The organism is Kitasatospora sp. NPDC127116, from assembly GCF_042677365.1.
GTDB classification, from domain to species: domain Bacteria; phylum Actinomycetota; class Actinomycetes; order Streptomycetales; family Streptomycetaceae; genus Kitasatospora; species Kitasatospora lactacystinica.
In genome coordinates, this window is record NZ_JBHXTL010000045.1 from 26,134 (window position 1) to 44,503 (window position 18,370).

The 18,370-nt window shown below is 73.3% G+C and carries 18 protein-coding genes; 11 read left to right on the forward strand and 7 right to left on the reverse strand.

Annotated features, from left to right (window positions below; all coding sequences use genetic code 11):
• Positions 1 to 28 precede the first annotated feature (28 nt).
• Positions 29 to 1,792: a carbohydrate-binding module family 20 domain-containing protein gene (locus ACFVHV_RS19660; protein WP_380352385.1), complete on the forward strand. Its 1,764-nt coding sequence runs from the start codon at positions 29 to 31 to the stop codon at positions 1,790 to 1,792.
• A 94-nt stretch (positions 1,793 to 1,886) separates the two neighbouring features.
• Here ACFVHV_RS19660 and ACFVHV_RS19665 read toward each other — a convergent pair whose 3' ends face one another.
• The gene (locus ACFVHV_RS19665) at positions 1,887 to 2,630 is read right to left on the reverse strand and encodes an SDR family oxidoreductase (RefSeq protein WP_380352387.1); all 744 of its coding nucleotides are present in this window, start codon (positions 2,628 to 2,630) and stop codon (positions 1,887 to 1,889) included.
• Positions 2,631 to 3,026: 396 nt separating this feature from the next.
• On the opposite strand from ACFVHV_RS19665, the gene ACFVHV_RS19670 reads away from it, so the two are divergent.
• From ACFVHV_RS19670 to ACFVHV_RS19680, 3 genes are all read left to right on the forward strand, one after another.
• Complete coding sequence (locus ACFVHV_RS19670; protein WP_380352389.1) at positions 3,027 to 4,082, forward strand: alpha/beta hydrolase; 1,056 nt, start codon at positions 3,027 to 3,029, stop codon at positions 4,080 to 4,082.
• Between the two features lie 312 nt (positions 4,083 to 4,394).
• Complete coding sequence (locus ACFVHV_RS19675; RefSeq protein ID WP_359896960.1) at positions 4,395 to 5,207, forward strand: hemerythrin domain-containing protein; 813 nt, start codon at positions 4,395 to 4,397, stop codon at positions 5,205 to 5,207.
• A 238-nt stretch (positions 5,208 to 5,445) separates the two neighbouring features.
• Entirely contained in the window at positions 5,446 to 5,847 is a 402-nt protein-coding gene (locus tag ACFVHV_RS19680; protein ID WP_380352391.1) for a hypothetical protein, read from the forward strand.
• A 121-nt stretch (positions 5,848 to 5,968) separates the two neighbouring features.
• Here ACFVHV_RS19680 and ACFVHV_RS19685 read toward each other — a convergent pair whose 3' ends face one another.
• Entirely contained in the window at positions 5,969 to 6,562 is a 594-nt protein-coding gene (locus tag ACFVHV_RS19685) for a DUF6891 domain-containing protein (RefSeq protein WP_380352392.1), read from the reverse strand.
• 101 nt (positions 6,563 to 6,663) lie between these two features.
• Between ACFVHV_RS19685 and ACFVHV_RS19690 the strand changes: the two genes are divergently transcribed.
• Positions 6,664 to 7,626 (forward strand): DUF1152 domain-containing protein, encoded by a 963-nt coding sequence (locus ACFVHV_RS19690; RefSeq protein ID WP_359896965.1) that lies wholly within the window; start codon positions 6,664 to 6,666, stop codon positions 7,624 to 7,626.
• 32 nt (positions 7,627 to 7,658) lie between these two features.
• Here ACFVHV_RS19690 and ACFVHV_RS19695 read toward each other — a convergent pair whose 3' ends face one another.
• On the reverse strand, positions 7,659 to 8,222 hold the full coding sequence (locus tag ACFVHV_RS19695; protein ID WP_359896967.1) for a DUF1707 and FHA domain-containing protein: 564 nt from the start codon (positions 8,220 to 8,222) through the stop codon (positions 7,659 to 7,661).
• 182 nt (positions 8,223 to 8,404) lie between these two features.
• On the reverse strand, positions 8,405 to 8,953 hold the full coding sequence (locus tag ACFVHV_RS19700; RefSeq protein ID WP_380352395.1) for a DUF1697 domain-containing protein: 549 nt from the start codon (positions 8,951 to 8,953) through the stop codon (positions 8,405 to 8,407).
• Positions 8,954 to 9,153: 200 nt separating this feature from the next.
• On the opposite strand from ACFVHV_RS19700, the gene ACFVHV_RS19705 reads away from it, so the two are divergent.
• Entirely contained in the window at positions 9,154 to 9,624 is a 471-nt protein-coding gene (locus ACFVHV_RS19705) for a pyridoxamine 5'-phosphate oxidase family protein (RefSeq protein WP_359896970.1), read from the forward strand.
• A 24-nt stretch (positions 9,625 to 9,648) separates the two neighbouring features.
• Here ACFVHV_RS19705 and ACFVHV_RS19710 read toward each other — a convergent pair whose 3' ends face one another.
• Positions 9,649 to 10,005: an arsenate reductase family protein gene (locus tag ACFVHV_RS19710; protein ID WP_380352397.1), complete on the reverse strand. Its 357-nt coding sequence runs from the start codon at positions 10,003 to 10,005 to the stop codon at positions 9,649 to 9,651.
• 132 nt (positions 10,006 to 10,137) lie between these two features.
• Between ACFVHV_RS19710 and ACFVHV_RS19715 the strand changes: the two genes are divergently transcribed.
• Together ACFVHV_RS19715 and ACFVHV_RS19720 are read left to right on the forward strand one after the other, a co-directional pair.
• Positions 10,138 to 11,379 carry a cytochrome P450 gene (locus ACFVHV_RS19715; RefSeq protein WP_380352399.1) on the forward strand — a complete coding sequence of 414 codons (1,242 nt, stop codon included), beginning with the start codon at positions 10,138 to 10,140 and terminating at the stop codon, positions 11,377 to 11,379.
• Between the two features lie 168 nt (positions 11,380 to 11,547).
• Entirely contained in the window at positions 11,548 to 12,645 is a 1,098-nt protein-coding gene (locus ACFVHV_RS19720) for a PP2C family protein-serine/threonine phosphatase (RefSeq protein ID WP_359896975.1), read from the forward strand.
• On the opposite strand, the gene ACFVHV_RS19725 is transcribed toward ACFVHV_RS19720, so the two are convergent.
• Positions 12,626 to 13,249 carry an exonuclease gene (locus ACFVHV_RS19725; RefSeq protein WP_359896978.1) on the reverse strand — a complete coding sequence of 208 codons (624 nt, stop codon included), beginning with the start codon at positions 13,247 to 13,249 and terminating at the stop codon, positions 12,626 to 12,628. The genes ACFVHV_RS19720 and ACFVHV_RS19725 overlap by 20 nt on opposite strands.
• Positions 13,250 to 13,487: 238 nt before the next feature.
• On the opposite strand from ACFVHV_RS19725, the gene ACFVHV_RS19730 reads away from it, so the two are divergent.
• Genes ACFVHV_RS19730 through ACFVHV_RS19740 form a run of 3 tightly spaced genes read left to right on the forward strand, consistent with a single transcriptional unit; the run spans position 13,488 to position 16,803 of the window.
• Entirely contained in the window at positions 13,488 to 14,846 is a 1,359-nt protein-coding gene (locus ACFVHV_RS19730) for a diacylglycerol/lipid kinase family protein (protein WP_380352412.1), read from the forward strand.
• Positions 14,839 to 15,483 (forward strand): phosphatase PAP2 family protein, encoded by a 645-nt coding sequence (locus tag ACFVHV_RS19735; protein ID WP_380352401.1) that lies wholly within the window; start codon positions 14,839 to 14,841, stop codon positions 15,481 to 15,483. The genes ACFVHV_RS19730 and ACFVHV_RS19735 overlap by 8 nt, the downstream gene beginning before the upstream one ends.
• A 54-nt stretch (positions 15,484 to 15,537) precedes the next feature.
• A complete protein-coding gene (locus ACFVHV_RS19740) occupies positions 15,538 to 16,803 on the forward strand; it encodes an acyltransferase family protein (RefSeq protein ID WP_380352403.1) in 1,266 nt (421 codons plus the stop codon).
• Between the two features lie 100 nt (positions 16,804 to 16,903).
• Here the strand turns inward: ACFVHV_RS19740 and glnA are convergent, their stop codons facing one another.
• Positions 16,904 to 18,316: a type I glutamate--ammonia ligase gene (gene glnA, locus ACFVHV_RS19745; protein WP_359896989.1), complete on the reverse strand. Its 1,413-nt coding sequence runs from the start codon at positions 18,314 to 18,316 to the stop codon at positions 16,904 to 16,906.
• Positions 18,317 to 18,370: the final 54 nt, after the last annotated feature.

The window sequence follows — 18,370 nt, forward strand, 5'->3', positions numbered from 1 at the left end:
CACCCCAGCCACCCCCTCAGGAGACGACGTGGTCACCACCGCCCCCACCCTGCCCCGGCCCTCGGCCGGGAGGACCCCCAGGCCCGCCCGCGCGGCCGGTGCGCTCGCCGCCTCGGCGGCGCTCGCGCTCTCGCTCGGCACCTCCCTGGGCGCCCCCGCCGCCCAGGCCGCCCCGCCGGCCAACAACGGCAAGGACGTCACCGCCACCCTCTTCGAGTGGCGCTTCGACTCCGTCGCCCAGGCCTGCACCTCCACCCTCGGCCCCAAGGGCTACGGCTTCGTCGAGGTCTCCCCGCCGCAGGAGCACATCCAGGGCGCGCAGTGGTGGACCTCCTACCAGCCGGTCAGCTACAAGATCGCCGGACGGCTCGGCGACCGCACGTCCTTCAAGAACATGGTCGCCGCCTGCCACGCGGCCGGCGTCAAGGTGATCGCCGACGCGGTGGTCAACCACATGTCGGCGGGCTCCGGCACCGGCACCGGCGGTACCGCGTACACCAAGTACACCTACCCCGGCACCTACCAGGACCAGGACTTCCACACCTGCCGCCAGCCGATCACCAACTACCAGGACCGCGGCAACGTCCAGAACTGCGAGCTGGAGAACCTCTCCGACCTGAACACCGGCAGCGCGTACGTCCAGACCACCATCGCGCACTACCTGGACGACCTCGCCTCGCTCGGCGTCGACGGCTACCGGATCGACGCCGCCAAGCACATCGCCGCCGCCGACCTCGCGGCGATCAAGGCCAGGATGGCCAACCCCGCGGCCTACTGGGTCCAGGAGGTCATCTACGGCGCCGGCGAGCCGGTCCAGCCCACCGAGTACACCGGCACCGGCGACGTGGACGAGTTCCGGGTCGGCACGGACCTCAAGCGGATGTTCACCACCGACAAGCTCGCCAACCTCAGCGGCTGGGGCGCCTCCTGGGGCTACCTGCCGAACGGGCAGGCGCGCGCCTTCGTCGACAACTGGGACACCGAGCGCAACGGCTCCACCCTCAACTACACCTACGGCAACACCTACACGCTGGCCAACGTCTTCCTGCTGGCCTCGCCGTACGGCGCCCCCGACATCCACTCCGGCTACTCCTTCGCCAACAAGGACGACGGCCCGCCGAACGGCGGCACCGTCAACGCCTGCTACCAGGACGGCTGGAACTGCACCCACGCCTGGCGGCAGATAGCCAACATGGTCGGCTTCCGCAACGCGGTGGCGGGCACCGGAGTGACCGACTGGTGGTCCAACGGCGGCAACGCGATCGCCTTCGGACGCGGCAACAAGGGCTACGTCGCGATCAACCACGAGGGCGGCGCGATCACCCGGACCTTCCAGACCGGGCTGCCGGCCGGCACCTACTGCGACGTCCAGCACGGCGACCCGCAGTCCGGCGGCGGCTGCACCGGCCCGACGTACCAGGTGGGCGCCAACGGGCAGTTCACCGCGACGGTCGGCGCCGGCGACGCGGTCGCGCTGTACGTCCAGTCCGGCGCGAGCGTCTCCGGCGCCTCCTTCAACGTCAACGCGACCACCTCGGTCGGGCAGAACGTCTACGTGGTCGGCGACGCGGCGGCGCTCGGCGCCTGGGACCCGGCGAAGGCCCTGCCGCTCTCCTCGGCCGGCTACCCGGTCTGGTCGCTGGCGCTGTCGCTGCCGGCCGGCACGTCCTTCCAGTACAAGTACGTCCGCAAGGACGCGAGCGGCGCGGTCACCTGGGAGTCCGGCGCCAACCGGACGGCGACGGTGCCCTCGGGCGGGACCGTCGCGCTGAACGACACCTGGCGGCCGTGAGCCGCGGGCCCAGGCCCGCCCCGGATCCCCGTCGGCCCGTTCCGGCGGGGATCTCCCGCGAGGGCGACCGGGAGGCGGGCGGCGCGGCCGTCCGTCACCCCCGCCCGATGTACGGCATGGCCGTCGCCAGCACGGTGGCGAACTGCACATTGGCCTCCAGCGGCAGCCCGGCCATGTGCCGCACGGTGCGCGCCACGTCGGCCACGTCCATGGTCGGCTCGGGGGCGATCCGGCCGTCCGCCTGACGCACGCCCGCGCCCATCGCCGCCGTCATGTCGGTCGCCGCGTTGCCGATGTCGATCTGCCCGCAGGCGATCCGGTACGGGCGGCCGTCCAGCGACAGCGACTTGGTCAGGCCGGTGACGGCGTGCTTGGTCGCGGTGTAGGCGATCGAGTGCGGGCGCGGGACGTGCGCGGAGATCGAACCGTTGTTGATGATCCGGCCGCCCTGCGGGTCCTGCGCCTTCATCTGCCGGAACGCGGCCCGGGCGCAGAGGAAGGCGCCGGTCAGGTTGAGGTCGACGACGGCCCGCCAGTCCTCGACCGACAGCTCCTCCAGCGGGACGGCCGGGCCGAAGGCGCCGGCGTTGTTGAACAGCAGGTCCACCCGGCCGTGACGCCCGGCGGCCGCGGCGAACAGCGCGTCCACCGCCTCCGGGTCCGTGACGTCGGCCGGCACCACGTCGGCCGGGGCGGCGCAGAGCCGGGCGGTCTCCCGCAGCGCTCCGGGCCGCCGGCCGGCCAGCACCGTCCGCCAGCCGTCCGCGGCCAGTTCGACCGCCACGGCGCGGCCGACGCCGCTCCCGGCTCCGGTGACGACGGCGATCCGCTGGTTCATGGCACCCTCCTCGATGACTGTTCCCGGTCGGCCCTGGGCGTGCCCTGGAGATCGTCGCGGACCGGCGACCCGCCGTCACTGGTCAAAGCCACCAAAATCCGGACGGCTCGGCGGGAGCCCGGCGGCCACCCCCGCCATCCGACCCCCGCCGACCGGGGGGAGTGGTGAAGGCCTTTACCCGATCGCGAACAAACATTGGATTTCCGGTGGCCACCGCGCAACCGGGCCACCCGGGCCCACGTCATAAGATCGCAGGAAGGCGCACCCCCGCGAGGGGCGGCGCGCCATCGCTCCGGGGGACGCACCAGCGCTGTGCCCCCGGTCTGTCCGGCCCCACCGGGGGGCCGCCGCCCGGTCAGACGGACCGGGCGCGACATCGGTCGGAGAGTCCTCACCGTGCTTAGGCAGTCGTCCCGTTCCCGCGCCGTCCTGTCCGGCGCCGCCGTGCTCGCCCTGGCCGCCTCGCTCGCGGCCTGCGGGAGTTCCGGCGGTGGGAAGGGGGACAGCGCCAAGAGCGCCACCCCGGCCGGCGGCAGCAGCTCGGCGGGCAGCCCGAGCGCCGGCGGCACCAGCCCGGCCGCGACCGGCACCGCCACCGCGGCCTCCTCCGGCAAGGTGCTGATGCCCACCGGGCCCGCCGCCGCCCTCAACAAGGTCCGGGACACCGGCGCCGGCCCGATCATGATGACCAAGGTGACCGGCGCCAAGTCCGGCGTCACCGGCCAGGTCTGGGTCTGGCTGCCGCCCGAGTACAACGACCCCAAGTTCGCCAAGACCGGCTTCCCGGTGCTGACCCTGTTCGCGGGCGGCCAGAGCAACGGCTACAACACCTGGACCGACAACCAGCTGCCGATCCAGGAGGAGAACGAGCGGCTGGTCAAGGAGGGCAAGTCCCACCCGTTCATCATGATCATGCCGGTGCAGAACTTCAACAGCGACGAGAAGAACGCGCTGGACTGCTCCGACATCCCGGGCCAGCCCAAGATGGCCACCTGGATGGCCGAGGACCTCCCGGACTTCGTCCGCGCCAACTTCCGCACCGTGAAGGGCCGCGACGGCTGGGGCGTGATGGGCGCCTCCACCGGCGGCTTCTGCAGCGCCAAGCTCGCCCTCCAGTACCCGCAGGTCTACAAGGCCGCGGTGCCGATCGACGGCTACTTCATCCCGGACTCGGGGCTGTGGAAGGGCCACGACGCGGAGCGGGCCGCCAACAACCCGGACGTGCTGGTCGCCCAGGGCAAGGCCGACGTGAGCATGCTGGTCACCGCGGGCGGCGCCAACCCGTACGAGACCAAGGTGGTCAAGAGCTGGGTGGACAAGGCGGTCCCGCCGGTGAGCCTCCAGTACCACGAGCAGCCCGGCGGCAAGCACCTGACCTCGGACTTCAAGAAGATGATCCCGGACACCCTGGTGTGGCTCTCCGCCCACCTGGCGGGGCCGGCGGCCGACTGAGGGCCTGCCCTTCGGCTGCCCGTGCTGCCCGTGCTGCCCGTGCTGCCCGTGCTGCCCGCGCTGCTGCCGCACTGCTCGGACTGCCGCACTGCTCTCACCCGTACCGCCGGTGCCGGGACGCGTTCGCGCTCCCGACGCCGGCGGTCCTGCTTTCCGGCGGCTCCGAGCGGGTCGCGCCGCCCGTCCGCAGGCCCGTGACCTGCGCGTCAATCGGACATTGATTCGCTTCTGATCGACTGCGAGCACCTTGGCTGGGGCGGTCCTCCACCGGCCGCCACCACCCGCCGTGCCCCAAGCCGTGAAGAGAGTGCCATGCCGATCCACCTGGTGCCCCAGCCCGTCCCCACCGTGCCCGCGCAGGGCAAGTCCGGAGCCGCCTCGCTGGGCGCGGACGCGTACGGACGGGTCGCGGCCGACGAGCCGGCCGTCCTGCGGTTCTCCGGGCTCCGCCTGGTGCACGCCGCGCTGCGCCGGGACCTCGCCCGGCTGCCCAACGCGCTGCGGCTGCTCCAGCCCGACGAGGACGACAAGGGCGAGGCCCTGCTGCGGCACTGGAACTTCATCACCGCGATGCTCACCTGCCACCACGAGCAGCAGGACACCCGACTGTGGCCGATCGTGCGCCGCTTCGCGCCCGAGCTGCGGCTGCTGCTCAACTGGCTGGAGGACGACCACCACAACCTGGACCACTCCTTCACCCGGGTCACCACGCTGGTGCGGATCGCCAGCCGGGACACCGGCAGCGCCTGGCCGGTCGCGTACGCGATGGAGGACCTCGCGGCCCGGCTGGAGACCCACCTGCGGATCGAGGAGCGGCAGTTGCTGCCCCGGATGGAGCGGGTGATCGCCGACGGCTCCCGGCTCGGCGGGCTGGGCGAGCTGCTGGATCTGCTGCGCCTGGCCGACGGCCCCGGCACGGCGGACGCGCTGGCCTGGCTCCTGGAGGGCGTGGAGCCCGAACTGGTCGAGCGGCTGCTGGCCGAGTGCGACGACGACGTGGCCCGCAACTGGCCGCACTGGCACGCGACCTACCAGCGCTGCACCTCGCCGCTGTGGGGCCCGCCGGACGCTCCGGCCGCCGGCGCCGGTCTCGGCCTCGACGGCCTGGGGCGCATCGCGGACTGACTCCGGGGCTCTTCGCGGGCCCTTGATCTACGCGCGTGGCATGAGCCGGAGGCAGGGGACGGTGGCATATGCCGAGCCGGTCCCCAGTGCGGGGAAGAGCTCAACTCCCCACTCCCCCTAGGGGATTAGACCCACCGCTCTCGGGGTCGGGCCGCCCCGGCCGCTCCGGGCCGCACCAGGGAAGGCGTCACGCCGACGGCTGATGGCGGGCCGTGCCCGCCGCACTACCGTCGACCGCATGACCACAGCGCGCAGCACACCCGGCCCGCACCGCACCCGCCCCGGGACCCGCCTCCGACGCGGCCCCGCGTTCTTCGTCGCCGGCGCCGTCCTGGTGCTCGGCGCCGGACTGACCGCCTGCGAGGGCGGCGTGGCCCTCTGCCTGGACGACCACAAGTGCACCGTCGGCATCAAGACCGACAAGGCCGACGGCACCAAGACCGTCAAGGTCTTCGGCGGCGACAACCCGATGAGGATGACCGTCGGCCACATCGGCGACAACTCGGCCGAGGTGACCGTCGGCGACGACAGGAAGACCGCCACCAAGGACTCCGAGACCTCTGTCGGCGGCGTCAGGATCACCCTGCGCAAGACGAACAAGGACGACCACTACGCCGAAGTGCACATCGAGCGGGACTGACCGCCCCGCCACGACGAAGCGCCCCGCCACGACGAAGCGCCCCGCCACGACGAAGCGCTCCCCGGCGCCCAGGGCGTCCCCGACGCCGCGCCCTGATCCGACAGGACCCACAGGACACGCCCTACCCCGGCAGGCGGTTGAGCCACTCCATCGGGGCGACCCGGATCGCCGCGTGCGGCGAGCCGTCCCACTCCGCCGGAAGCCCGACCGCCTCCAGTGCGGCGACCACCGCCCGCCCGACCTCCACCGTCCGGCGCTCCGACACCTCGGCCGTCTCCTCCCCGGCGCGGAACCCGCCGTAGCGCAGCATCAGCCCCCGCCCGGCGGCCGCCGCCTCGGTGTCCTGCTGGTGGAAGAAGACGAAGCCGACCGAGTCCGTCCCGGCCTCGCCGCCGATCTCCGCGTAGCCGCAGCCCGCGCAGCAGGTGAAGTCCATCGCCGCGACGATGCCCCGGTCCTCCAGCGCGTCGAAGGCGTCCGCCAGCCGGTCCACGTCAGTGGTCTCCGGCCAGGCCGCCTGCTCGGCCAGCCGCTCGGTCCACAGCGGGGCGAGGATCCGCTCCGCCTCCTCCTGCGTCAGCCCCTGGTCGTCGAGGTGCTCGACCAGGGACCCGGCCATCTCGTCCGGCTCCTGGAAGCCGCACCGGATCAACTCGCGGGCCCGCTCCTGGGCTTCGCGCAGCACGTCGGGGGTGGGAACCGTCTCCTCGGTCATGCCCGCATCCTCGCACCCGCCACCGACAACGCCCGGGCCTGCGGTGCGACGCCCGGGCCTCCGGCGCCGCCGTCCCGACACCGCCCTGCTACCGTCCGCCGGTGACTTCTCTGCTGCAACCACCGCTGATCACCCGGCTGCTGGCCGCCGAGCGCATTCTGATCGCCGGAGCCGGCGGCGGCTTCGACGTGTACGCGGGGCTGCCGATCGCCCTCGCCCTGCGGGCCGCGGGCAAGGAGGTGCACCTGGCCAACCTCTCCTTCACCCACCTCTACGGCCTGCCCCTCGACGTCTGGGCGGAGCCCGACGTGGCCCGGATCGGGCCGGACACCGCCGCCCCCGAGGGCTACTTCCCGGAGCGCACCCTGGCCCGCTGGCTGAACCGGCACGGCATGCCCGACACCGTGTGGGCCTTCCCGACGGTGGGCGTGCAGCCGCTGCGCGAGGCCTACCGCGCGCTGGTCGCCCGCCTGGGCGTGGACGCGATCCTGCTGGTCGACGGCGGCACCGACATCCTGATGCGCGGCGACGAGGTCGGACTCGGCACCCCGGAGGAGGACATGGCGAGCCTGGGCGCGGTGGCCGGCCTGTCCGAGGTGCCCGAGCGGCTGGTCGCCTGCCTCGGCTTCGGCATCGACGCCTACCACGGCGTCAACCACTCCCTGGTGCTGGAGAACCTCGCCGCGATCGACCGGGCCGGCGGCTACCTCGGCGCCTTCTCCATCCCGCGCGACAGCCGGGAGGGCGTGCTCTACCTGGACGCCGTCGAGCACGCCAGGGCCGCCTTCCCGGACCACCCCAGCATCGTCAACGGATCGGTGGCGGCGGCGCTGCGCGGCGAGTTCGGCGACGTCCGCTTCACCGAGCGGACCAAGGACGAGCAGCTCTTCGTCAATCCGCTGATGACGCTCTACTTCGGCGTCACGGTCGAGGCGCTGGCCGCCGAGAACCGGTACCTGGACCGGCTGGAGCACACCGTGGTGACCCGCCAGATCGCCACCGTGATCGCCGAGTTCCAGGACGAGCTGCCCCGCCAGCGGCCGCCCCGGCAGTTCCCGCACTGACCCGGAGCGCGGGCGCGGACGCGGAACGCCGGTCAGAACGCGGCGAGCCGGAACTCCAGGTTCCCGAACCGCACCTGGTCGCCCGGGCCGACCCGTACGCCGCCCGCTATCCGGCGCCCGTTCACATGGGTGCCGTTGGTCGAGCCGAGGTCGTACAGCACCCAGCTGCCCTGCTCGTGCCGCAGTTCGGCGTGGTGCCGGGACACCGAGGCGTCGTGCAGCCGCAGTCCCGAACCGGGGATCCGGCCGATCGTCAACTGCCCGGCCCCGGCCTGCGGCAGGCTCAGCCCCGGCAGCCGCTCGGTGCGCCAGGCCCGGCCAAGCCGGTCGCCGAAGGCGGACGCCCGCCCGACCGTGCGCAGCACGAAGCGCTCGACCGGCCCGCCGGTGGGCAGCCCGGCCACCGCCGCGTCCAACTCGCCGCGGCTGGTGGCCTGCAGGACGATGTCCATCCGGCCGAGGAAGGTGTCGTGCGAGAGTCGCCCGCTGCCCGCGCCGTCCCGCAGCACCCCGAGCGCCTGGTCCCGCTCGGCGTCGGAGGGTCGGACCGCGCCGGTCGGACCGGCCGCGCCGGTGGGGAGCTCAGGAGTCGTCATGGCCAAATTGTCGGCGCGGCCGACTCAGGCTGTCCAGATCACGCCGTGCACGGGCGCGGGGTTCGTACGTCACGGCAGTCCAGACGCCCTTTCCGGCCGGGCGGTTCCGCGTGTTCCGGGCCGCCCGGGGCGGGGTGCTCCGGCCGTGCCGCCCGGCCAGTTCCGGGGCGCCGTACGGGCCGTCAGTCCTTGCGGGCGGCGGCCAGGATCTTCTCCGCGGTGTGCAGGAACCGGGAGGTGACCGTGCCCCGGTAGGCCTTGCCGAACATGTCCTTGGTGACCCACTTGCCGTCCCGGAGGTGGATCACCACGTACGCGGCCCCCGGGTCGGCGCCGAGCACCTCGACGTCGCCCTTCGGCGAGCGGTACGGGAAGGTGAATCCGCCCGGCAGCGGCTCGGAGAGGAAGGCGACGACCAGCCGGACGTCCGGTGTCATCTCGACGCCCCGGAAGGGCTCGGCGGCGAGCAGGCCGGCCACCTCGTCCACCGTCCGCAGCAGCGCCGGCACGGGGTACCCGAGCGCCTGCTCCAGGTGCTCCTCGATCCGCGCGGTCAGCGCCGCGCGGTCCGGCTCGTCGGTGCTGAAGAAGACGTTGCCGCTCTGGATGTAGGAGCGGACGTTGCCCAGGCCGAGCTCGGTGAACAGCGCCCGCAGCCGCTCCATCCGCACCGTCCGGCCGCCGACGTTGACGGCCCGCAGGAAGGCGATGTACGTGGTCGTGGTGGTCACCCGGCCAGTGTGGCACCGGCCACCGACAGCGGCCCGGCGCCCCCGGTCCGCAGGACCGCCCCGCCCGGCCGCCCGCTGGCGCGTCCCGCGTGCTGTCGCGTGCCGCCCGCCGTCCTGCCCGCCCGCCTTCGGGTCCCGGCCCCCGCCCGTCCGGTCGTCCGCGCACGGCGGCCGTCGGTGCCGGGTGCCAGACTGGCGCCATGGCTACCTGGCAGGATTTCGAGCACGAGGCCCCCGATCTGGCGCCCCTGGTCCGGGCCCGGTTCGAGGCGAACAAGCACCACGTCATGGCGACGCTGCGCAAGGACGGATCGCCCCGGGTCAGCGGCACGGAGGTCGAATTCGTCGGAGCCGACCTGTGGATCGGGTCGATGTACGGCGCGGTCAAGGCGCGTGACCTCCAGCGCGACGCCCGCTTCGCACTGCACGCGCACCCGGGGGACGAGACCATGGCCGGCGGGGACTCCAAGGTCTCCGGCAGGGCGGTGGAGGTCACCGACGAGACCGAACTCGCCGCCTTCGCCGCCGATCTGCCCGAGGCGCCGCCCGGCCCGTTCCACGCGTTCCGGCTGGAGCTCGACCAGGTGGTGCACACCTCCGTGGAGGGCGACCACCTGCTCGTGCACAACTGGCACCCGGGTCGGCCGGTGGAGCGGATCCAGGTCCACTGACCGGCCGATCCGGCCGCAAGGCCCCTACGGCAGGACGGACTTGAGGGCCTCGGGGGTGCGGGCCACGACGGCGTGCCCGTCGTCCGCGGTGATGATCGGGCGCTGGATCAGGATCGGGTGCTCGGCCATCGCCGCGATCCAGCGGTCGCGCTCACCCGCCTCCCGGGGCCAGCCCTTCATCCCCAGGTCCTTCGCGACCTGTTCGTCGGTGCGGGTGATGTCCCACGGCTCCAGGCCCAGACGCTCCAGCACCTGTACCAGCTCGGCCGCGGTGGGCGGCTGCTCCAGGTAGCGCCGCACGGTGTACTCGACTCCGGCGCCGTCCAGCTCGCCGAGTGCGGTCCGGCACTTGCCGCACCGCGGGTTGATCCAGATCTCCATGCCGGTCACCCTACCGAGCCGTCCGCGCCCGCCCCGCCGCGCCGCGCGCATCGGCCCGCCCCGCCCCGCCGCGCGATTCCGGTGGGTACGGGAACTCCGCCGCGCCCGACGGCGGTTGACCGGACAGGAAGCGTGATCTCGGGAGGGGAGCACCGGATGGACGGCGCGGCGATCATCGAACAGCTGATGACCACGGAGGTCAGGACCGATCCGTACCCGCTGTACGCCAGGGCCCGAGAGCTGGGCCCGGTGGTCCCGGCCGGGGACGGCATGTTCGTGGTGAGCGGCTACGCGGCGGTCAACAAGGTGCTGCGCACGCCCGCCTTCGGGGTGGCGACCGCCGAGATGATGGCCGGACTGGCCCCCGAGTACGCCGTGCACTCCTCGCTGGCCCTGTTCGGCCGCTCGATCCTCCAGCGCAACGCCCCCGACCAGCCCCGGGTCCGCTCGCTGATCGCCTCGGTGTTCACCGCCCGCCGGGTCGCCGCGCTGCGCCCGGCCGTGGAGACGGCGGTCGACCGGCTGCTGGACGGCATGGCCGAGCAGGGCGCCGACGGCTCGCCGGTGGACTTCATGGACGCCTTCGCCTTCCGGCTGCCGGTCGGGGTGATCTGCGAGCTGCTCGGCGTCCCCGAGCAGGACCGCTACCGCTTCCGCGACCTCGCCTCCGACCTGACCGTCGCGCTGGAGATCATCCAGGACCTGGACGAGCTGGCCGCCGCCGACGAGGCCGCCGACGAGCTGGCCCGCTACTTCACCGAGCTGGCCGCCGAGCGACTGGCCCGGCCGCAGGACGACCTGGTCACCGACCTGGCCCGGATCGCCGCCGCGGACGACGAGCGGCTCTCCGCCGAGGAGCTGCTGGCCAACCTGGTGCTGCTGCTGGTGGCCGGCTTCGAGACCACCACCAATCTGCTCGGCAACGGCCTGGCCCTGCTGTTCCGCCACCCCGAGGCGGCCGCCGGGCTGCGCAGCGGCGCGATCACCCCGGCCGGGTTCACCGACGAGGTGCTGCGCTTCGACTCCCCGGTGCAGGCCACCGGCCGGGTCGCGCTGGAGGAGGGCCTGAGTGTCGAGGGCCTGCCGATCCCGCCCGGCCACGCGGTGACCCTGCTGATCGGCTCGGCCAACCACGACCCGGCCCGGTACGAGCGCCCCGAGGTGTTCGACCCGACCCGCACCGACAGCCAGCCGCTCAGCTTCGGCGGCGGCACCCACTTCTGCCTGGGCTCCCAGCTGGCCCGGCTGGAGGCCGAGGTCGCGGTGCCCGCCCTGCTCGACCGCTTCCCCCGGCTCGCCCCGGGCGGCGTCCCGACCCGGCGCGACCGCCTGGTGCTGCGCGGCTACGAGACCCTGCCGGTGACCGTTCGGTGACCGTCCGGTGACGCGCGGTCCCCGGGGTCGGGGATTTGGCTCCTCCGGCCCCGGGGACCGGGACGTTCGGCCGTTCGTGGCTGGGCCGTTCGTGGGAGAGCATGGAGGGACGAAAGCGGCCAATCCGGACCGATCACCCGGAACGGCCACCTGCCAGGAGGTCCCACCGTGCGCACAGCACCCCGCCCGCCGCGCCCCGCGGCGCTGGAACCCAGGGTTCCGCGCTGGGTGCCCTGGCTGCCGGTGCTCCTGCTGGTGCTGGACCTGGTCGCCGAGGCCGTCGTCCCGGACGCCGTCGCCGCCGGCTTCCTGCTCACCGCACTGCCCGTGGTGGCCGCCTTCAGCTACGGCCCGGTGCTGACCGCCGTCACGACGGCCGGCTCCCTGGCTCTCCAGCTCGGCCTGGCGCTGCGCGCGGACCACGTCAACGAGCAGCACCACGTCTGGGTCTACATCGCCACCCTGCTCTCCGGCGTCATGGGCACCGCGCTGTCCTGGCAGCGCACCCGGCAGAACCGCAACCTGCTCCAGGCCCGTACGGTCGCCGAGACCCTGCAGCGCACGGTGCTGCGTCCGGTGCCCGAGCGGGCCGGCGGGCTGCGGGTGGCCGGCCTCTACCGCCCGGCCCAGGCCGACGTGCTGGTCGGCGGCGATCTGTACGAGGTCTGCGACACCCGCTTCGGCGTGCGGGTGCTGCTCGGTGACGTCCGGGGCAAGGGCCTGGGTGCGGTCCGCACCGTCGCCGACGTCCTAGGCGCGTTCCGGGCGGCCGCGTACGACACCCCCGGGCTGGTCGAACTCGCCGACCAGCTGGACCGCGCGGTGCTGCGCGACGCCGCCGACCGCGGCGACGACGAGCTGTTCGTCACCGCCGTCCTGCTCCAGTACCGGCCCGGCTCGGACTGCGTGGAGATCGTCAACCGCGGTCACACCACCCCGCTGCTCCTCGGCGGGGGCGGCATCACCCCGGTGTCCTGCGCCGACGAGCTCCCGCTCGGCCTCGGCCACCTCGGCCCCGCCGACGAGCGCAGCAAGGCGGTCGCCGTGGCGCTGCCCCCGGGCCACACCGTCCTGCTCTACACCGACGGCGTCAGCGAGGCCCGCGACACCGCCGGCGCCTTCTACCCGCTGGCCCCCCGCCTCGCCGCCCTCGGCACCACCGCCCCCGACCGGGTGGTCTCCTTCCTGGCCCAGGACGTCCACCGGTACGCCGGCCTGCTCGCCGACGACCTCGCCGTCCTCGCCCTCACTCCGGACGTCCCGTAGGCCCGGACCACTCCCAGAGGTTCGCGAACAGCTCCGCCTGCTCCCGGGCGTCGTCCAGGGCGTGGTGCGTGTGCGGCAGGTCCGGCAGCAGCTCCGGCGGCATCGACCGCTTGCCGATCCCGGCGAACGGCACCCCGGCCCGCGCCGCGTACAGCGTCTTCAGATCCAGGCAGCCGGAGTGCCCGAACGGGCTGGAGCCGGTGAACCGCACCAGGTACCAGTGGAGGAACTGCCAGTCGTACACCGCCGGGTAGCCCACCATCACCGGCCGGTACCGCTGCCCGCCCGGCCCGCGCCGCACCCCCTCCACCCAGCGGCCGAACTCCCGCATCGCCGCCGCCGGATCGGCCCCGTCCGCCTGCAGCGCCGCCCGGTCCAGCCCCGACACCGCCAGCGCCTCCGGGACGTACTCCGCGCTGATCGGCCGCAGCTCCCGGTAGAACGCCGCCGCCCCCGCCGGCGGCCGCCGGAACCCCTCCCCGTCGTGCCGGCCGGCCACCACGGCCCCGAAGCTCAGCATCGAGTACGGCCCCGGGATCGGCCCGTCCGACTCCACGTCCACCGACACGTACACCGTCGGGGTGACCTTCTCCCTGCGTCCCATGGCCCCCATCCAACTCGGCCCGGCAACCGCTTTTCCGGCCCTCGTCCTTCCTGTCGCCCGTCGCCCGTCGTTCTTCCCGCCACCCGTCGCCCCGGTCACCCGGACGGGCCCGCCGGGGATGCCCCCGGGCGCGGGAGTGCGCAGGCTGCTGGCAACGACCGGGCCCGACCGGGCCCGGGGTGGACGGCCCCTGGGCCGTGTCTGACAATTGCCGCCGGGTGCGGCACGGGAGGACGAGATCGACAGGACACGGACGGCGGACCACGCCGGGGGAGCGGGCGCGACGCTGCTCGCCCGCTGCGCCCTGCTGACGGTCGCGGGGGCCGTCGGGGTGCTGCTCTTCGCGCTGGGGGAGGGCGGGCTGCTGGTGCTCGGGGCCGGGCTGCTCGGACTGGTCGTCTGGGCCGCCGGCGTCTGGTGGTTCCTGGCCTACCGGGGCGCGGTCCGGGTGTTCGGGCTGCTCGTCGCGATCGCGGCGCCGGTCGCGGTGCTGGTGTTCTTCGCCCACCACCGGCTGTGGCTGACGGCCCTGCTCCTCGTCCTGGTCTGGGGCATCGCGCTGGCCCTCGCCCGTGCCGCGCTGCGCCGCGCCCGCCCGGAGCCGCCGATGCGGGGGCGTGCCGTGCCCCGGCCGCTGCGACCGGTCCTGATCATGAACCCGAAGTCCGGCGACGGGAAGGTCGGCCGCTTCGGGCTCGTCGAGCGGGCGGAGGGACTCGGCGCCCGGGTGGTCCTGCTCGACCCCGCCGCCCCCGCCGACGTCGCCGAGCTGGCCCGCACGGCCGTGGCCGAGGGCGCGGACCTGCTCGGCGTGGCGGGCGGCGACGGCACCCAGGCGCTGGTCGCGGCGGTCGCCGCCGAGCACGGCCTGCCGTTCCTGGTGATCTCCGCCGGCACCCGCAACCACTTCGCCATGGACCTCGGCCTCGACCGCGACGACCCCTCCCGCTGCCTGGACGCGCTGACCGACGGCGAGGAACTGCGGGTCGACCTCGGCGAGGTCGCGGGCCGGGCCTTCGTCAACACCGTCTCCTTCGGGGTGTACGCCGACGTCGTGGAGCGCCCCGAGTACCGCGACGCCAAGGCCGGCACCGCGCTCGGCCTGCTGCCGGACCTGCTGGTCGGCGAGGGCGTACGGCGGGTCGACGTGAGGGCCGACGCCACCGCGCTCACCGCCCAGCAGGCGCTGCTGGTCAGCAACAACCCGTACGGCTCGACGGACGACCTCGGCATCGGCGGCCGCCGACCCCGGCTCGACAGCGGCCTGCTCGGTGTCCTGGGCATCCGGGTGGAGGGCGCGGCACAGGCCGCGGACCTGGCCGTGCGCGGCACGCAGTCCACCGGGCTGACCGCGCTGACCGCGCGGCGGGTGGAGGTGACCGCGGAGGAGGACGAGATCCCGGTGGCGGTCGACGGCGAGACGCTGCGGATGCACGTCCCGGTCGTGTGCACGCTGCGCCCGCGGGCCCTGCGGGTCCTGGTGCCGCGCGACCGCCCCGGCGTCCCCGCCCCCGTGCCGTCCGTGAACTGGCGCCGGCTGGCCGCCCTCGCGTTCGGCCGCTCCGACCCGACTGCGGAGGGGCCGACCCGTGACTGACCACCCGGACCACGACGCCACCCCTCCCGTCCCGCCGCCCGTACCGCCGTCCGTCCCGCCTCCCGTCCCGCCGTCCGTCCCGCCGTCCGTACTCACCGACCTGCGGGCGCTCGACGGAGCCGTCTACGCGGCAGTCGCCGCCACCTCCACCCCGACGCTCGACTCCGCGCTGCGCCGGCTCTCCAGGGCCGCCGACCACTCGAAGATCTCGTTGGCCGTCTCCGCCCTGCTCGCCCTGCGGCCCGGCCGCCCCCGGCAGGCGGCGGTGGCGGGGGTCGGCGCGGTGGCGCTGGCCTCGGTGGCGGCGAACCTGGTCGGCAAACAGCTGGTCCACCGCCCCCGGCCCGACCGGGAGCTGGCGAGGGTGACCGTCGGCCGGCAGGTGGCGATGCCGGAGTCGGCCTCCTTCCCGTCCGGGCACACGGCCTCGGCGACGGCCTTCGCCACCGCCGTCGGCGTGCTGCTGCCACCGCTGGCGCTGCCGCTCGGCGCGCTGGCGACCGCGGTCGGCTACTCCCGGGTCCACACCGGCGTGCACTACCCGGGGGATGTCGCGGCGGGCGCGCTGCTCGGCTTCGCGGCCGCCGTGGCGTCCCTGGCCGTCGTCCGGACCGTGCCGCCGAGCCTCCCGGAGTGAGCGGGCTTCCGGGCCTGCACCGGGCAATTGAACGTGTGTGCGCTATCTTCTGCCGTGAGCATTTTCCCCCGGCAACGATCAGGTTCCTCGGGCCGCCGCAAGTCCGCCAAGGGCGGCCGTCTCGCGGTCCTGGACGGATTGCGCATCCTGGCCGCGCTGATGGTGGTCTTCCACCACTACGTCGGCTACGGCGGCGGTACCAAGCCCGAGGACAGTGCCTGGGGCAAGCCGGTCGATCAGGTGTTCCACCGCGCTTCCTTTCTCGGCGCCTATCTGTGGACCGGCATCTGCCTGTTCTTCGTGATCAGCGGCTTCGTGATCTGCATGAGCAGCTGGGGCCGTCCGGTGGGCGACTTCGTCCGCTCCCGGGTCATCCGGCTCTACCCCGCGTACTGGTTCGCCGTCCTGCTCACCACCGCGGTCGTGACGGTGTGGCCGCTCGTGCGCCAGCCGCTCCCCTCGGAGCAGGTGCTCGCCAACCTGACGATGTTCCAGGAGGGCCTGGGCATCAAGGACGTCGACGCCGTCTACTGGACGCTCTGGATCGAGCTGCGCTTCTACCTGCTGTTCGCCATCGTGGTCTGGCGGGGCGTGACCTACCGGCGGATCGTGGCCTTCTGCTCGATCTGGACGGTCGCCGGCATCGTCGCGGCGAGCACCAAGTGGCCGGTGCTCGACTTCTTCGCGATGTCTCAGGTCTCCTCGTTCTTCGTCGCCGGCCTCGCGCTCTACCTGGTCCACCGGTACGGTCCCAACCTCATGCTCTTCGGCATCGTCGGGATCAGCTGGATCCTCTCGGTGCTTTACACCATCCAGCACCAGAAGGACGTGAACCCCTACCTCGGCCGCGTCGACCTGCCGACCTGGCCCGCCGTCCTGCTGACCAGCCTCTCCTACCTCGTCATGATCGTGGTCGCCCTGGGCTGGGGATCCCGGATCCAGTGGCGCTGGCTCACCTTCGCCGGCGCCCTCACCTACCCCCTCTACCTGCTCCACGAGACCATGGGCTGGACCGCCCTGCGCGCCCTCCACGAGCGCGACGTCAAGCCCTGGACGGCGGTCGCCGTCGTCACCGCCGGCATGCTCGTCGCCTCCTGGCTGGCCCACCGCCTCATCGAGAAGCCCCTGACACCCCGTCTCAAGACGGGCATGACCAGGAGCATCGACGAGCTCCGCGCCGCCGAACCCCTCCCCCCGCAGCCCGCCCCGGCGCCGGCCCGGGCCCCCGGCGTCCTGGAAACCGTCACCACCCCCTGGGCCACCGCCTTCACCCCCAGGGACACCCACCCGCCGCAGCAGCACACCCCCGACTCCTACTGACCTCGCCCCACCCCCGCGCCCGGAAACAGCACGCGCCGGGCGGCCGGCCCGACCTCCGTCGAACCGCCCGCCCGGCGCGTACTGCCAGCCCCGCGGCCCTCTACAGGTCGTAGTAGAGCTCGAACTCGTGGGGGTGGGGGCGCAGGGCGATCGGGGCGATCTCGTTGGTGCGCTTGTAGTCGATCCAGGTCTCGATGAGGTCCGGGGTGAAGACGTTGCCGGCGAGGAGGTACTCGTGGTCGGCTTCCAGGGCCTCCAGGACGGCGGGGAGGGAGGAGGGCACCTGGGGGACGTTGGCGTGTTCCTCGGGGGCCAGCTCGTAGAGGTCCTTGTCGACCGGCTCCAGCGGCTCGATCTTGTTGCGGATGCCGTCGAGGCCGGCCATCAGCATGGCGGCGAAGGCCAGGTAGGGGTTGGAGGCCGGGTCCGGCGCGCGGAACTCGATGCGCTTGGCCTTGGCGTTGGAGCCGGTGATCGGGATGCGGATCGCGGCCGAGCGGTTGCGCTGCGAGTAGACCAGGTTGACCGGCGCCTCGAAGCCCGGCACCAGGCGGTGGTAGGAGTTCACCGAGGGGTTGGTGAAGGCCAGCAGCGAGGGGGCGTGCCGCAGCAGCCCGCCGATGTAGTAGCGGGCGGTGTCGGAGAGGCCGGCGTAGCCCTGCTCGTCGTAGAAGAGCGGGGTGCCCTCGCTCCACAGCGACTGGTGGACGTGCATGCCCGAGCCGTTGTCGCCGAAGATCGGCTTCGGCATGAAGGTGGCGGTCTTGCCGTTCCGCCAGGCGACGTTCTTGATGATGTACTTGAACAGCATCAGGTCGTCGGCGGCGTGCAGCAGGGTGTTGAACTTGTAGTTGATCTCGGCCTGGCCGGCCGTGCCGACCTCGTGGTGCTGGCGCTCGACCTCCAGTCCGGCCTTGGCGAGCTCCAGCGACATCTCGGCGCGCAGGTCGGCGAAGTGGTCGACCGGCGGGACGGGGAAGTACCCGCCCTTGTACTTGACCTTGTAGCCGCGTACGTCGCCCTCGGCGGCGCCGCTGTTCCAGGCACCGGCCTCCGAGTCGATGTGGTAGAAGGACGCGTTGGCGCTGGTGTCGAAGCGGACCGAGTCGAAGACGTAGAACTCGGCCTCGGGCCCGAAGAACGCGGTGTCGGCGATGCCGGAGGAGGCGAGGTAGGCCTCGGCCTTCCTGGCGACGTTGCGCGGGTCGCGGCTGTACGCCTCGCCGGTGACCGGGTCCTGGATGAAGAAGTTGATGTTGAGGTGCTTCTCGGCCCGGAAGGGGTCGAGGCGGGCCGTGGCGAGGTCCGGCACCAGGGCCATGTCGGACTCGTGGATGGCCTGGAAGCCGCGGATCGACGAGCCGTCGAACATCAGGATCTCGGACGGGTCGAAGGTCGCCGCAGGTACGGAGAAGTGCTGCAGGACGCCCGGCAGGTCACAGAAGCGGACGTCGACGAACTTCACGTCGTTGTCCTGGATGAACTGCTTCACTTCGGCGGCGTTGTTGAACATCCATCCTCCTCGGCGTGCGAATTGGGCTCACCATAGGAATGGGTCGTTTCCACT